Below are 14,587 nucleotides of genomic sequence, written 5' to 3' on the forward strand. Positions count from 1 at the left end.
TCGGACGGAAATGGTCGGAGCGATAGGATTCGAACCTACGACCCCTCGCCCCCCAGGCGAGTGCGCTACCGGGCTGCGCCACGCTCCGACTTCGGCGGCTTGTACCCAAGCCGCCTCTCTTCCGCAATGTCTTATGTGGGATCAGGCTGCGCGTTCTTGGCGAACGGCATCCAGACGAGCCTTCAGATCCGTAAGACCCACAAGCGTGTCTTGAAGCTTGTCATCTCGAACGTCTGCTGGGTCAGACCTGAATGCCTCTTCAACCGTTTTCTGAAGCTCTCTAGCCGGGCTTGTACCGAGTGTTGCTGCGCCAGATAGCACAGCTGCAACGCCTTGTTCTGCCAACAGCGATTTGGCTCCCTTCAAGGTCAGTCCCTTTTCGTGGACCAGGATCTGAATTGCTCTGAGCGCATCCAGATCCTGCGGACGGAACATACGTCGCCCGTCGGCACGTTTGATAGGGCGTACGTCTTTTGTGAATTTGGTTTCCCAATATCGGATGACATGTGTCTCCAGACCGAGTTCCCCTGCCGCTTCACCGATAGACCGGAACGCTTGAGCGGATTTATGGATACGGGCTCGGCTTGCCGACATGAGAGGTCCTTTCTGACTATTTATGATCCACCAATGATTTGAGCATTGGTGAAGGGCGGAACGTGACGACGCGGCGCGCGGCAATCACGGCTTCCTCCCCGGTTTTTGGGTTTCGGCCCTCCCGTGGTGCCTTCGAGCGCACCACGAAATTGCCAAAACGGGAGAGCTTCACCTCATCCTCTGTCTCCAGAGCAGAACCGATCAGTTCCAGGGTCCGATCCAGCAGATCGGACGATTCCTGACGCGTAACGCCAACTTCTCGTACGATCGCATCCGTGACTTCGGCCCGGGTGACGGTCTGATTGCTCATGGGGATTCTCCCGCTTTGGTTAATGAGTGAACGAATTTCGTTAACGGATCCCTAGCGGATCCGTTGCGTCAGTTCTTTGATAATGCTGATTTTTGATGATCAGGCTAGAGCCGGAATAGACTTGCGCCCCAGGAAAATCCCCCGCCCATCGCTTCTGACAGAATCAAGTCGCCGGGTTTGGCGCGACCGCTGCGGACTGCGTGATCAAGTGCCAGTGGAATAGATGCGGCAGACGTATTCGCATGTTGGTCGACCGTGATGACAACTTTTTCGTCATCGATGTTCATGCGCTTGGCAACGGCATCCAGAATGCGCTTGTTCGCCTGATGAGGCACGAACCAATCAATTTCTTCGGAGGACAGCCCGGTTTCATCCAGCACCGCCTGAATTGCCGATGAAATATTGGCAACTGCGTGCCGGAACACCTTGTTACCTTCCATACGCACATGCCCAATCGTCCCTGTAGAGCTCACTCCACCATCGACGTAGAGCAGATCTGACTTGGTTCCGTCAGTTCGGATGTGGTGGGTGATCACACCGGCATCTTCCGCGCCATCCCACTCTTCAGCTTGCAGCACCACAGCGCCGCCGCCATCACCGAACAGGACGCACGTGCCGCGGTCCGACCAATCGAGAATGCGCGTGAAGGTTTCCGCACCAATCACGAGAGCCGTGTTAAATAGCCCCTGCTTCAACATCGAGTCAGCAGTTGCCAGGGCAAAGAGAAAGCCTGAGCAAACAGCCTGCACATCGAAGGCTGCACCTTGTTCAATTCCAAGTTTCGCCTGAACCGCAGTGGCGGTTGCCGGAAAGGTTCGGTCTGGTGTCGTAGTCGCCAGCACGATCAGATCGACATCAGAGGCCTTCATTCCGGCCGCTTCAAGTGCCTGCTTCGCTGCGCCAACCGCAATATCTGATGTGACTTCGTCATCAGCGGCCACGTGACGACGGGTTATGCCAGTTCTCTCGATGATCCACTCATTGGTCGTATCGACCATTTGGGACATGTCATCGTTTGTCAGAACCTTGGCTGGCAGATAGCTGCCAGTTCCACGGATAAAGCTGCGCCGTGCCATGATCTACCTTTACATAAGACGCCTATTCGGCGGCTATACCCTTCTGCCGGATCTTGTTCAGATTGTGGGCGACCTCTTCCCGGAAGTGGCTATTCGCGAGATCAGCTGCAAGTTCACAAGCACGCGCAAACCCTTTTGCGTCTGTACCACCGTGGCTTTTCACGGAGACACCGCCAAGACCCAGCAACACACCACCATTTACATTGCTGGGGTTCATCTGTTCGCGCAGCTGCTTCAAGCCGCCAATGGCCAGTACCGCGCCAACCTTGGAAAGAATGTTTGATGTCAGCGCTTCGCGCACGCGAGTACCGAGCATCCGCGCAACGCCTTCGCCAGCCTTCAATGCGACATTGCCAGTAAAACCGTCAGTTACAATGACGTCCACTGTTCCAGTCGAAATGTCGTCGCCTTCGATGAAGCCATGATAATCAAGGTCCAGATCAGAGTTCCTCAGAAGCTCGTGCGCTTCACGGATCTCGTCGTGACCTTTCATCTCTTCGGAGCCAATATTCAGAATTCCGATCGTCGGTTTCTCAATTCCAAGAATGGCGCGTGCATAGGCCTCGCCCATGATCGCGAACGTTACCAATTGTGCCGCATCCGCCTCAAGATTTGCACCTACGTCCAAAACGACGCTGCGACCACGAAGCGTTGGCCAGGCTGCCGTCATGGCTGGCCTGTGAACGCCATCCATCTTGCGCAGGACAAGCATCGAAATGGCCATCAGCGCACCAGTATTACCCGCCGATACCGACGCATGGGCGCGGCCAGCTTTCACGTCCTCAATCGCATTCCACATCGAAGAGCCCTTGCCTCGACGTAGAGCCTGGCTGGGCTTCATATCGCTTGTAATGGCCAAGTCCGTATGAACGATCTCAATTCTTTCTGTTGCTTTCGAAAGCAATGAAGCGAGTTTGGTTTCATCGCCATGAAGACGCACGCGCGCATTGGGGCGAGCGGCAACAAACAACTCAGCACCCGCGACGGTTACGTCCGGGGCGTCGTCGCCCCCCATCGCATCAATTGCCAGAATCAAGCCGTCAGCCATAGGGCTATCACGCTCCGTGAGGTCACTTGGGTTACTTTGCGGTGTTTACGGCGCGCCTCGGGCATTGGCAACGCCGCTCATGTGCTGGAGGGCTCGTCGTCCGCAGGAAGTGCCCAATCGAAATCGCCCGCAAGGACAGTATCATCGTCAAGGGCATCCAAACGATGTCTGTTGTGTAACAAGTACAGCGCCAGAAGCCGTTCTCTTCCCGCCTCACTCAAAGCGTTTCGCTGGATGCAAGCAACTACCGCCCCCGTGGAATCTTCGCCGGAATTATAGACGGCCTCGGTAAGCGCCTTCCCAAGACCGTAATGAACTTCCGCAAGTTTGCGGACTTTGCGGGCAATAGAGGAATCGCCCACTCCGGTTTCCCGATAGGCCGCGTCGAACTGGTCCAACACTGTGGTATTGAGCCGTTCGGCAATTTTCCTCGCACGCGTCGTGTTGATTCGCCGGAGACGGCCGAGCACTAGCGTGGCGTGAACCGTAATCATCGCGGCACGGCCTTCAAAACTGTCTATCGCGGCCCCTTGTTCGTACAAATCTGGTCTCAGCGATGCCGCAGCCAAACTGGAATACAGCGAGTCTGAAGACTTTCGAATCTGTTTGCTGTCACTGTTCCAAAACTTGGGAAACGCCATCAAACCTGCACTCCTCCGCTTGCCAAGACGTGCTACCAACAGCTAGGTCTTTCGTGTCGAATTAACAGGAGTAGTCCTATGTCGCGATGCGCGATACTGGCACTGTCACTTGTGGCTCTGCCTCTTACAGCCTGCCTCACGCCCTCGCGTGACTATCATGGCTATGTGGCTGATGAGGCACAACCCCGGGAAATGAAACCTGGCGAAGACACTCGGTCGAGCGTTCTGGCGCAACTCGGCTCGCCTTCGACGACAAGCATTTTCGACGAGAACACCTGGATCTACATGTCCGAACTCCAGGAACGCGTCGCGTATTTGAACCCGAAGGTCAAATCTCGCAGTATCGTGGCCATCCGATTCGGAGAGGATGACGCGGTAGAGGAAGTGGTAGAATACGACGAGAATGCAGGCCAAATCGTCAATTACGCCTCTCGCGAAACACCCACACGGGGACGCGAACTCGGCTTCTGGGAGCAAATCTTCGGCACAATCGGAGCCGTTCAGCTGCCACGAACTGATGAGGCTACACCGGACAATCCAACTGGTCGCCGGTAGCCAATTCATTGCAGCTGGAATTCGCTCGGTCCAACCGAGATAGATCACCTTTGCCACGATTTAATAGAATCGAACTCGCGCAACGGAAGAATATACGTTAACATATTCGAGTTGTTGGCCGGATAGGCGCAGGAAATGCGGAAGATATTTCAAGCCGTCCGCCAGAATTGGCGTCGATGAATCGAGTGGGTCACCCCTCGTAGGCTTCGCCATTACAGCAGGAGGTTGGTGATGGTTTGGAGACTTCCCTTTTTGCGCAAGACGCTGAATTCACTTCAGCTGTCGAGTCGGAGTACGCCGACACTTCGCTCTAGAAATAACGACGCTCGTCACAAAGGTGAGGCGGCGAAGGACTTGGCACGGAAACGCCTCGATCAGGCAGACGCGTTTTCTGAATCCCGAAAACTGGATATATCTCAGCAGCTCGGCTGATTTCAGCTCGTCTGTTTGTCCTGATTGGATTTTTCTTTTAGCCGCAGCTCATCCAGCAAATCCAGAAGATGCTGAGGGCACGGCTCGTTGAGCACACTGGCGTATGCATCACGCAGTGCTGACCCAAGTTGGCGACCACGCTTCAAGTCCAGTTCGATAACGTCTGGCGAGTGTCTCGCGGCCTTTCCCATGTGTGACTCCCCCCGAAATCCCCTCGCATACCCGACCGCCCAATCCGATCAACCACGCTATTAAATAATTAGCACTGAAAAGGATTAATATGCGCTTACAATTCATCCTGTCCGAGAAAAATACATAAATATGTATCTCGAATATTCTACGGGACCGGAAGCCGTGCGAGCTTGGATTATGACTAGCTAACCTGCCGCCACGGAGCGGGTGGACATTCAATGCACGCATGTTGACTATATGAGAATGATCCATGGTCCCACTTCGCAAACATATATTTCGCAACGCCTCCGTCTTCATTATGCCGACTGGGGGAATGAAGGCGCGCCCCCCCTGATCCTGCTTCACGGCGGGCGAGACCATTGCCGCAGTTGGGACTGGACAGCTCAGGAATTGCGGCAGGACTGGCACGTTATCGCACCCGATCTTCGCGGACATGGTGACAGTGCCTGGTCTGCAGATGGAGAGTATTCTGCGCGCGCTTGCGTTTATGATTTCGCACAGCTGATCCATCAGAAGAAACTCGCGCCAGTGACAATCGTCGCGCACTCTTATGGCGGGAATATCGCACTCCGATATGCGGGCATTTACCCAGAAAATGTTCGCAAACTCGTCGCGATCGAAGGTCTCGGACCTTCACCCAAAATGCTGGAAGAACGCTTCGGACGACCAATCGACGAACGCATGCGCGAGTGGATCGAAGCAAAGCGCGGTATCGCTGGCCGAGTGCCAAAACGATACGCCAGCCTAGAAGACGCCTTTACGCGCATGAAAGAAGAAAACAGCTATCTGAATGACGAACAGGCACGCCATCTAACCGTCCACGGAATCAGCCAAAATGAAGATGGCACCTGGTCTTGGAAATTTGACAACTACTTCCGCACATTTCCACCATACGACATGGCGCATGCAGATCTTGAATACCTTTGGGGTCAGATCACCTGCCCTACGCTTCTGCTGTACGGCGAGAAAAGTTGGGCTTCGAATCCTGCGAAAGACGGGCGTCTCCAGAATTTCCGAAACGCTGAAGTCAAACTGTATCAAGATGCAGGACACTGGCTGCACCATGACAAATTTGACCAATTCATCTCGGACCTGAATTCCTTTTTGTAGATTCCTCTCCCTAGGACACAGGTGGCGCCGCAGGCTGACGGCGGTACACTCCCCCTTCTTAAAAAACAGGGGAAACGTCATGACTGATCCATTGCTGAACTTCACAGGTAAAGTTGCCCTTATAACCGGCGGAAGCCGAGGGCTTGGCTATCAGATGGCCATAGCTCTCGCTGAAAGAGGAGCCGACATCATCGTCGCGAGCCGCAAACTTGAAGCGTGCGAGGCGGCGGCGGACGATATCCGCAAATTGGGAAGGCGCGCTCTTGCTGTCGCCGCGCACTGCGGAAAATGGGACGAGATTGATCGTTTGGTTGAAACGGCATATACAGAATTTGGGCGTGTAGACATTCTGATCAACAATGCCGGAATGGGGCCTCGCATGGCTAGCCATGACGTGCCTGAAAACCTGTACGACAGTATACTGAATTTGAATTTGAAAGGCCCCTACCGCCTCGCAAGCGCCCTCGGTGAGCGCATGAAGTCACAAGGGTGCGGCAGTATCCTGAACATTTCGTCTGTTGCAGCACTTCAGCCCCTTGCCCAAGTCGTTCCTTACAGCGCCGCCAAGGCAGGGCTTAACGCCATGACCGTCGGCATGGCCAAAGAGTACGCCCCTGAAGTCCGGGTGAATTGTATTTGCGCCGGCCCTTTCCTGACGGATATAGCCGAAGCGTGGACAGAAGAGGCCCGTCAATCTGCCGATAACGCGCTAGGCAGACCAGGACGACCGGAGGAGATTGTGTCGGCGGCACTCTACCTTCTGAGCGATGCCGCAAGCTTCTCAACAGGCTCAATCATCACGGTCGACGGCGGAGTTTAATCTATCCCCAGCCCAAGTTCAGAGAGCACAATTTCTGTATGCTCACCAATTCTGGGAGCGGGTGAAATTTCTCTTTCTGGCTGACCGCGGAACACGACTGGAGGTTGGGTTTCCCAGTATCCGCCTTCAGTTGGGTGCTCACGTCTCTTGAAAAAGTTTGTGGCAATCAGATGAGGGTCCTTCTGGAGATCCGGAAAGTCATTCACACGAGCAGCCGGAATGTCAGCCTTTCCCAACTCATCCAGCCAATACTCAGTTGGCTGCTTTTCAAAATACTCCTGAACACGCTCCATCATATAGTCTTGGTTGAAGAACCGACCCTTGCGATCAGATATTCTTTCATCCTCCAGCTCGTGCGGCGCCCCCATGACATCAAACAGCTTGATCCACCGAGCATCCACATAAGGTGCGATCACAATCCAGCCATTTGACGTTTTGAGGGGCTGCCGTGATGGATCAACCTGCCGCTGATAAAGGAACGGTCCAACTGGTGGATCGAACTCCGCCTCGTAAAAATGCTCTTCCAGAAGGAAATGCGTGACGCACTCAAACATCGGAACTTCCACATGAACAGCTTCCCCTGTTCGATCACGATGGTGCAAGGCCGCCAGCGTCGCATACATTGCATGCATTCCGGATACCTTGTCAGCAAACGCTGTCGGGATGAACCGGGGGCGTTCATTCCCATCAACTTTGGGCAATAGCATCGTCGCGCCGGACAGGCCCTGGATCAGGTCGTCATAGGCTGGACGACCGGCGTACGGGCCATCAGACCCAAAGCCCAGACAGTGCACATAAACGATGTCAGGCTTGATGGCCTTTACCTCATCGAATGTCAGGCCGAGCCGGGCCACGGCGTCTGGCCGAATATTGTGAATGAATACGTCACTTTCACCGATGAGTCTCCGGATGGCCGCCTTCCCCTCATCTGATTTGAGGTCCCAGACGACAGACCTTTTTCCGCGATTTATGGTAAGGTGGCATGGCCCCATGTTCCGATTGTTGGCGGGCTTACCAACGTTTCGAAAGTCATCCCCCCCCTGCGGCTCCACTTTAACAACGTCTGCGCCAAGGTCTGCCAATGTCTGGGTGCAATATGGCCCGAATATCACGGTCGTCATATCAGCGATCTTGATATCTGACAGAATATTGGTGCCGGGCATTCACACTTCCTCCTACGCGTTCATTTCCACGGATCAGTCGTCCGCTATCGTCGCGGAGAATTAGAGAAGGTGTCGTTGGGACAGACAAGCGATCAAACGAAAAATCACGGGAGATTCAGCTGTTCTTGATCCCGCCATTTGAGGCTTTGAGCCAACGTTCGGTCCATCCTGCGAATACGCGGCATATCGAAAAATTTCTTGCCTTCGAAGACTATTGGTTAAGCTTGTAGTCAGGAGATGCACGGACAATCAAAATTATTATAGCGGGACGCCGCCACGCCCATGGAAGAGTTTCCGAGTCGGATACGTCATACAAATGACCGCTATGCAATCGATTGTATTTTTCTGTTGCAATCGATTGCAGTCGATGCCTATAAGGCAATATGCCGGATTACCGGATGAGATATCGACTGGTGAAAACACCAGCAGTGACAGGGAGGAAGAAGTCATGTCGATCACTCGCAATTCTCTTTTGTTGAGCGCCGGCGCCGTCGCGCTCGTTTATGGCGCGTCTGCGCAAGACGCTATTGAGGCCACCGAATCCGAGGCTCGTCAGGAAGTCGTGGTCGTGACCGGCGTGGTAAAATCTGGTGGTCAAAACCGATTGGACAGCTCTATCTCTGTCAGCAGTCTCGACCAGTCGGAACTCATGAAGACCGCGCCCCGGAGCACATCCGAAATATTCCGCGCCCTGCCCGGCATTCGCGCTGAAAGTTCAGCTGGAGGCGGCAATTCCAATATCGCGGTGCGCGGCATGCCACTGTCCACTGGCGGCGCTAAATATGTCAGCCTGCAGGAAGATGGCCTCCCAATCCTTCTATTTGGCGACTTCGACTTCGGCCCAGCAGACGGGTTCTACAAAGTTGACAGCACGCTCGATCGTGTAGAATCAGTCCGCGGCGGCACGGCCTCCACGCTGACCACGAATGGCCCCGGCGGCATCATCAATTTCATCTCAAAAACCGGTAGTACCGAAGGCGGATCAATCGCACTCAGCACAGGCCTCGATCATGACGACTATCGCGCCGATTTCGAGTATGGCGGCTCATTGTCTGACAGCCTGTATTTCCATGTCGGTGGCCACTGGCAGCAAGGTGGCGACTACCGCGATCTGGGGTTTGACGCAGTAAGTGGCGGCCAAATTCGCGCCAGTTTGACCAAGGAATTTGAAAGTGGCTTCATCAGGGTCAATACAAAATGGCTCGACAAGGCCGACGCCACCTACATGCCGCAGGCGGCAGGTCTGTCAGGCAATGAAGTCACTGACAGCATAGCCGGGCTTTCCGCCACCAATGACAGCCTTCATAGCCCCTTCATCCGCAATGGTCGCGATGTGGACGGCGAAAACACAGTCAACAACTACGATCTGGCTGATGGCATCCGCACCCAGCTCAAGTCATTGGGAGTACAGGCGAATTTTGATATCGGCGCAGGTATCAATCTGGACGCCAAGGCACGCTACCAAGACATCTCAGGATATTTCAATGCCCCCTTCACGCACGCTGTCAGCGACGCGGACACCCTGCTCGCCGGCACCTATGGGGGCGCGACAGCAAGCTTTTTCAACGGCCCCGGCACGGGCAATCCGGTCACGTCGGACACCTTGCTCGCTGCAACTGGCAATTCGCTGATCTCTGAAGTCGCCTATTTCAACACAGATCTCGACGATATGAGCAATTTCGCTAGCGAATTGCGTGCGTCGAAATCTCTGTCGCTGGACGGGTCAACACTTGACCTGACCGCAGGCTATTTCTTCATGAATCAGAAGTTCGTCCAGGATTGGCATTGGAATCGCTTCCTGACGTCAACAGATACCAATGCGTCGCTGATCGACATCGCTGGCTTCACTGACAACGGCATTCTGGGCTACAATCAAGCTTTCGGATGGACGGGCACCAACCGAAATTATGATCTCGAATACCAAGCGCGCGCGCCATTTGTTGCCGCAAACTGGGCACTGGACAATGGCCTGACGCTCGACGGATCCATCCGACTGGACACATTGGAGCAGACCGGCACCCGCACCGAAGGTGCACCCGGCGCATTTGATGTCGATGGTGACGGGGTCATTGATGCGCCGGAGACATCGGTCTCGCTCAATACCGGGCTCGGAGGCGTAGCGAACTTCGAAGTAGACCATACGTCTTTCACGCTTGGCGCAAACTACCTGATCTCGGAATCATTGTCGGTGTTCGGACGCTATAGCGAGGGAGCGGCCTTTAATGGCGAGCGTCAACTGTTTAATTCGCTCAACGCCGGCGGAGGGCTCGTCCCAGGTGGAGAAGAAACCTTTGTGGATGAAACCCAACAGTTCGAGGCAGGTCTGAAATGGCAGGAATCCGGCGACGCCGTTCCAGGCCAGCTCGATCTCTACGTCACCTATTTCAATGCTGAAACGAAGGAAGACAACTACGAGATCACAACGATGACCGCGCTGGGCAACACATATGTTTCCCAAGGCATCGAGACAGAACTCAACTATGCCTATGAAGGGTTCGACCTTAGCGGATCTGTCACGTTCACAGATGCAGAAATCGACGCGAGCGACACGGCACCGACAAATGTGGGCAACACGCCGCGCCGTCAAGCGGATTGGATATGGTCGTTGACGCCATCCTATACAATTGATGGCCTCGGCCGTATTGGCGTGAACTTCACCGGCACGACTGACACTTACGTCGATGACGATAACGTCTACGTCATGCCAGGTGCCACGGTGACAAATCTCTTCGCTGATTGGGACATCACCGACCAGGCAACGCTTTCCATTGGCGTCAACAATGTCTTTGACGAAGTGCTGTTCACTGAAGCAGAAAATGGACGCGTTTTCGACACGGACGGCAACGGAACACCCGACGTAATTGTAGCTCGCTCCATCAACGGAACTTCTGCGACCGCAACTTTGCGCTACAGATTCTGATCCACCCAGATCAGGAAGCTGCGTATCCCCCTGCGCAGCAAGGCCCGCCTACTCCCGCAGGCGGGCCTTTTATTTGCGCCACATGTCAGTACTGTATTGGCCTAACACTCAGCTGTTGAATCACACGCCAATTGAATTTGCATAAGTAATTTCTTGATTTATTCTGCGTATTCAAGTCAGTAACTGGCGTCGAATAGCTGCGCCAGGAACGCAACCATGGTCAGATGCGGCCAGCCAAACAAGACACAGCCAGTAGAAGGGAAGATAAGCCAAATGAATGATCACGTGGCAAAATCATCCAGAAAAATGACAATGGCTGAGTTGGCCAAGCTAGCCGATGTAGATGTTTCCACTGTCTCTCGCGCACTGAATGACAGCCCCTTGGTCAAGGAAGAGACCAAGAAGCAGATCATGAAGATTGCTGCAGAGACCGGCTATGCAGTTAACGCATCCGCTCGAAATCTGCGCCGACAATCGTCTGAAGCCTTGGGAATCGTGATTCCCCTTCGGCCGGAGTCCGGTCAGACGATCTCGGACCCGTTCTACCTGGAAATGGTCGGTGCGGTCAGCAAGGCCGCATCCGCCAACGGATATGATCTGATTGTCAGCATTCCGCGAGAAGACGAAACGATTGCTGAACGCCGTCTCCTACAAACTGGAAAAGCCGACGGTCTGATCGTGATCGGCCAGGCTGGCATGTCCAAGCGACTTGAACACATAGGCCCGCTTGCTTCGAAAATAGTCGTTTGGGGCGGACAGACCGGGCACACAAACTACACCCTCGTCGGGAGTGACAATGTGGATGGCGGTCGGCTTGCAGCTGATCACCTGATCTCGATTGGTCGATCACAGATACTTTTTCTTGGGCCCATCAATCTGCCAGAGGTAAAGTTGAGACACCAAGGATTCCTGGAAGCCCACGCGAAACATGGAAAGCACTGGGACACCAACTTATTGCTGGAGATTGAGTTTGGCGGCCGCAATGCCTTTGAAGCCGTGATCGCAATGCTGGATTCCGGCACCAAATTTGACGCCATCTTCGCCGCCTCAGACGTGCTCGCGATGGCTGCCCTGATGGCACTGACATCCCGCGGCATCCGCGTTCCTGAAGACGTCGCTGTGACGGGTTATGATAATATCAGCCAGGCCAGCACAACGACTCCTCCACTGACAACGATTGATCAGAATATTGAACAAGGTGGACGCATGATGGTGGAGAAACTGCTTGCGCAACTCTCAGGAGAATCCGTCAAATCGGAATTGACACCTACCCGCCTGATTGTTCGGGAATCCACTTCGGGCGAGGCACAGCCTACTCAGTAGAAAGATCTAATTCTGGCAGCTCTATTTGGCGGACCGGCGGGAAGCTCAATTGTGCATCTTCGCCTGCACGCTCCGTAAACGGCCCAACAATCGTCGCACTTCCATTCGTCAAATCATGGGAGAGCATGCTCGCACCAAACATGCAGTCCAGCCCGCCCAATACACTCCCGGATTTCGAGCAAGGTCGCCAAGAGCCATCCAGCGCACTTGAAAGATAAAGACGCTGCTGCATCTCAACTTCGCTATCCGGCTGCCCCTCATACATTCGATTGCATGCGGAGATCAAAAGCAACCAATTGTCCGTTTCGGCATCATAGTACAGCTTTGGCACCTCGGACTGACTGTACTCATGGGCATCCGGAAGAAGGATGGGGGGCATAAGGTCAGCGCTCACCTTTCCGCCCTCATCCCGATATATGACCGCACGCGCAATTGCAGGCACCGCGGGCCCGACCTTTGCTGACCAGAATGCGTTCAATTGTCCATCTTTGTCTCGCACCAAGAATGGATCTCGCCAGGCCATGATTGGCCCGCCCTCTTCCCCTGCGCTATCTCCAAGCCGATCACGTGGCCCGAGATAGAAACCCAACGCCGTGATCTTATCATAGTCGCGCATGGGGCAACTAATTGTCTGCACGCTTCCACTTTCGACTGTGCCATCAGACTGGCACTTGCCTATGCATATCGTTTGGAGAAAAGCACGGTCGTCAGCGACATCTCGGATGCCGGTATATCCGAACAGCACGTTACCGTCAGTGTTCTGGAGAACGGACCCGCTCCATACGTTATGGGCGTCTGCACCATCTGGTGCACTTCCCGGCTCGATTGCGACCCCACAATCAGTCCACGTAGCCCCCGCATCCAATGAACTGAAATGGCGCACATGAAAGCTGTGATCGTTGCGCCGCGACGGTTGAATATTGCCTCCATCGAGGCTCCGCCTACTCAACGCAAGGCAATACAAATGCAACGCACCATCCTCGGTTTTCTCTGTCCAGGAATCCCATAGCCACAGATCGGGATGACGAATTCCGCCGACGAACGGCGTTTCGCTTGGCGCTGGTATGGGAGCGGTACGACGAACCATAAAATTTCCTAAGTGTACTCGTGTTGATCAGCCGCTTCGAGAGCAGATGCAGCTGGATTTGCGACCCAATTAATCAGCCCCATGACAAACAAGAGGCCTGCAAAGGCCGTGGCCAGAATAAATCCAATTCTCATATCGCCATTGCCGAACTGATCGCTCACAACTGCCATTAGCAACGGCGCAAAAGCTGCGGATGCTGCCGTGAAGAACAAGATCAGGCCCGCAACAGCGCCATGATCACTTTTTGGGAAGCAACTGATGCCTTTTGAATTCAACGTTGGATAAATCATCGACATGAAAAGTCCCGACAACGGAAGAAGGAAAACCGCTGCCGTTTTTCCGAGAAGCGCACTCGCAAGAAAGCAGCCGAAGATAATTGCCGTGAAAGCCAGCATTACCAATTTCCAGTCAACGAACCGCAACACAATTGCTCCCATGAACCGACCGATCGCGCGGAGTACGAAGAAGATCATCACCGAATAGGCCGCAAATCCCATCGCCCACTCTGTTCCCGTGAACCCTTCAAGAAAGGTCGGTAGCCATACAAATATCGCCACCTCGCAAGCGACGTAGAGCGCTATCGCAAGTGAAAATCCGAGCGCGTGCACATTCCCCAAAAGCGATAGTGTATGCCCAATCGAGGCTGGCGTTTCTTTTTCGCCAGACATGGGCGGATATTCTGTCACCAGTGCCGCAACAACCATTAAACCACATAGGCATGCCGCAATCATGTAGAGCCACGTCCAGGACAGTCCCTGCGATGTGAGCCACACGACAAGTAGCGGACCGATGATTGCGCCTACACCGAAAAACCCTTCAACAGCATTCATTCGTGCCGTGTGATCTTGCGTCGAACCGGCCAGATCGCCAATCAACGCCAATGCTGATGTTTTGAATACACCGATCGCCAGTCCCGAGATGAAGAGCAATGCGAAGTACAACTGAAAACTCTGACCAGACATAAAGAGCGCACTGGCAACACCATACAGGGCCAGTCCGCCAATAATTGTGGACTTCCTCCCGAACCGATCCGCAAGAAAGCCAAGGCCGATACCGCTCGCGGCAATAGCGACCATCGTTGCCCAATGGAAAGCACTCGCCTCGGTGTTGGTGAGGTTCATATCCACGCGCGCGATCTTGATAATTTCGCCAACTGCGTCCGTGGTCATCGCAAACATGAAGAACATCGCATAGGTAAGCGCCGACACCAGATGGCTACCGGTCCGTCGCGACTGCTGCGATTCCTGTACACTTTTATGCATCTTGTCGTTTCCTCTCCATCTGTGGTATTAAATAATACAATCGATTGCAATACA

General features: G+C 54.1%; 14 protein-coding genes and 1 tRNA gene. 5 read left to right on the top strand and 10 right to left on the bottom strand.

Annotated features, from left to right (window positions below; translation table 11 throughout):
* Window positions 1-11: 11 nt before the first annotated feature.
* The 6 genes from HY36_RS10120 to HY36_RS10145 form a co-directional block, all read right to left on the bottom strand.
* Window positions 12-88, bottom strand: a tRNA-Pro gene (locus HY36_RS10120).
* 53 nt (window positions 89-141) lie between these two features.
* Window positions 142-594: a MerR family transcriptional regulator gene (locus tag HY36_RS10125; RefSeq protein WP_051602684.1), complete on the bottom strand. Its 453-nt coding sequence runs from the start codon at window positions 592-594 to the stop codon at window positions 142-144.
* Between the two features lie 16 nt (window positions 595-610).
* Window positions 611-904: an integration host factor subunit alpha gene (locus HY36_RS10130; protein ID WP_035552112.1), complete on the bottom strand. Its 294-nt coding sequence runs from the start codon at window positions 902-904 to the stop codon at window positions 611-613.
* 104 nt (window positions 905-1,008) lie between these two features.
* A complete protein-coding gene (locus tag HY36_RS10135) occupies window positions 1,009-1,980 on the bottom strand; it encodes a beta-ketoacyl-ACP synthase III (RefSeq protein WP_035552115.1) in 972 nt (323 codons plus the stop codon).
* Between the two features lie 22 nt (window positions 1,981-2,002).
* Window positions 2,003-3,028, bottom strand: coding sequence for a phosphate acyltransferase PlsX (gene plsX / locus HY36_RS10140; protein ID WP_081806141.1), 1,026 nt, complete (start codon window positions 3,026-3,028; stop codon window positions 2,003-2,005).
* Between the two features lie 77 nt (window positions 3,029-3,105).
* Entirely contained in the window at window positions 3,106-3,669 is a 564-nt protein-coding gene (locus HY36_RS10145; RefSeq protein WP_035552117.1) for a ubiquinol-cytochrome C chaperone family protein, read from the bottom strand.
* A gap of 78 nt (window positions 3,670-3,747) precedes the next feature.
* Here HY36_RS10145 and HY36_RS10150 point away from each other — a divergent pair, with 78 nt between their 5' ends.
* Window positions 3,748-4,224, top strand: coding sequence for an outer membrane protein assembly factor BamE (locus HY36_RS10150; RefSeq protein WP_035552119.1), 477 nt, complete (start codon window positions 3,748-3,750; stop codon window positions 4,222-4,224).
* Window positions 4,225-4,658: 434 nt separating this feature from the next.
* Here HY36_RS10150 and HY36_RS10160 read toward each other — a convergent pair whose 3' ends face one another.
* Entirely contained in the window at window positions 4,659-4,847 is a 189-nt protein-coding gene (locus tag HY36_RS10160) for a NepR family anti-sigma factor (RefSeq protein WP_035552125.1), read from the bottom strand.
* Window positions 4,848-5,091: 244 nt separating this feature from the next.
* On the opposite strand from HY36_RS10160, the gene HY36_RS10165 reads away from it, so the two are divergent.
* Together HY36_RS10165 and HY36_RS10170 are read left to right on the top strand one after the other, a co-directional pair.
* The gene (locus HY36_RS10165; protein WP_081806142.1) at window positions 5,092-5,958 is read left to right on the top strand and encodes an alpha/beta fold hydrolase; all 867 of its coding nucleotides are present in this window, start codon (window positions 5,092-5,094) and stop codon (window positions 5,956-5,958) included.
* A gap of 79 nt (window positions 5,959-6,037) precedes the next feature.
* The gene (locus HY36_RS10170) at window positions 6,038-6,778 is read left to right on the top strand and encodes an SDR family NAD(P)-dependent oxidoreductase (RefSeq protein WP_035552130.1); all 741 of its coding nucleotides are present in this window, start codon (window positions 6,038-6,040) and stop codon (window positions 6,776-6,778) included.
* Here HY36_RS10170 and HY36_RS10175 read toward each other — a convergent pair.
* A complete protein-coding gene (locus tag HY36_RS10175; protein ID WP_035552132.1) occupies window positions 6,775-7,941 on the bottom strand; it encodes a CaiB/BaiF CoA transferase family protein in 1,167 nt (388 codons plus the stop codon). The two genes, HY36_RS10170 and HY36_RS10175, sit on opposite strands and share 4 nt — an antisense overlap.
* Before the next feature lie 448 nt (window positions 7,942-8,389).
* Between HY36_RS10175 and HY36_RS10180 the strand changes: the two genes are divergently transcribed.
* Together HY36_RS10180 and HY36_RS10185 are read left to right on the top strand one after the other, a co-directional pair.
* Entirely contained in the window at window positions 8,390-10,861 is a 2,472-nt protein-coding gene (locus HY36_RS10180; RefSeq protein WP_035552135.1) for a TonB-dependent siderophore receptor, read from the top strand.
* 312 nt (window positions 10,862-11,173) lie between these two features.
* A complete protein-coding gene (locus HY36_RS10185) occupies window positions 11,174-12,184 on the top strand; it encodes a LacI family DNA-binding transcriptional regulator (RefSeq protein ID WP_051602727.1) in 1,011 nt (336 codons plus the stop codon).
* Here HY36_RS10185 and HY36_RS10190 read toward each other — a convergent pair.
* Together HY36_RS10190 and HY36_RS10195 are read right to left on the bottom strand one after the other, a co-directional pair.
* Entirely contained in the window at window positions 12,174-12,800 is a 627-nt protein-coding gene (locus HY36_RS10190; protein ID WP_035552139.1) for a hypothetical protein, read from the bottom strand. The genes HY36_RS10185 and HY36_RS10190 overlap by 11 nt on opposite strands.
* A 479-nt stretch (window positions 12,801-13,279) precedes the next feature.
* Window positions 13,280-14,533 carry an MFS transporter gene (locus HY36_RS10195; protein WP_051602685.1) on the bottom strand — a complete coding sequence of 418 codons (1,254 nt, stop codon included), beginning with the start codon at window positions 14,531-14,533 and terminating at the stop codon, window positions 13,280-13,282.
* Window positions 14,534-14,587 lie beyond the last annotated feature (54 nt).

Origin of the sequence: Hyphomonas atlantica corrig. (assembly GCF_000682715.1) — a bacterium.
GTDB lineage: Bacteria > Pseudomonadota > Alphaproteobacteria > Caulobacterales > Hyphomonadaceae > Hyphomonas > Hyphomonas atlantica.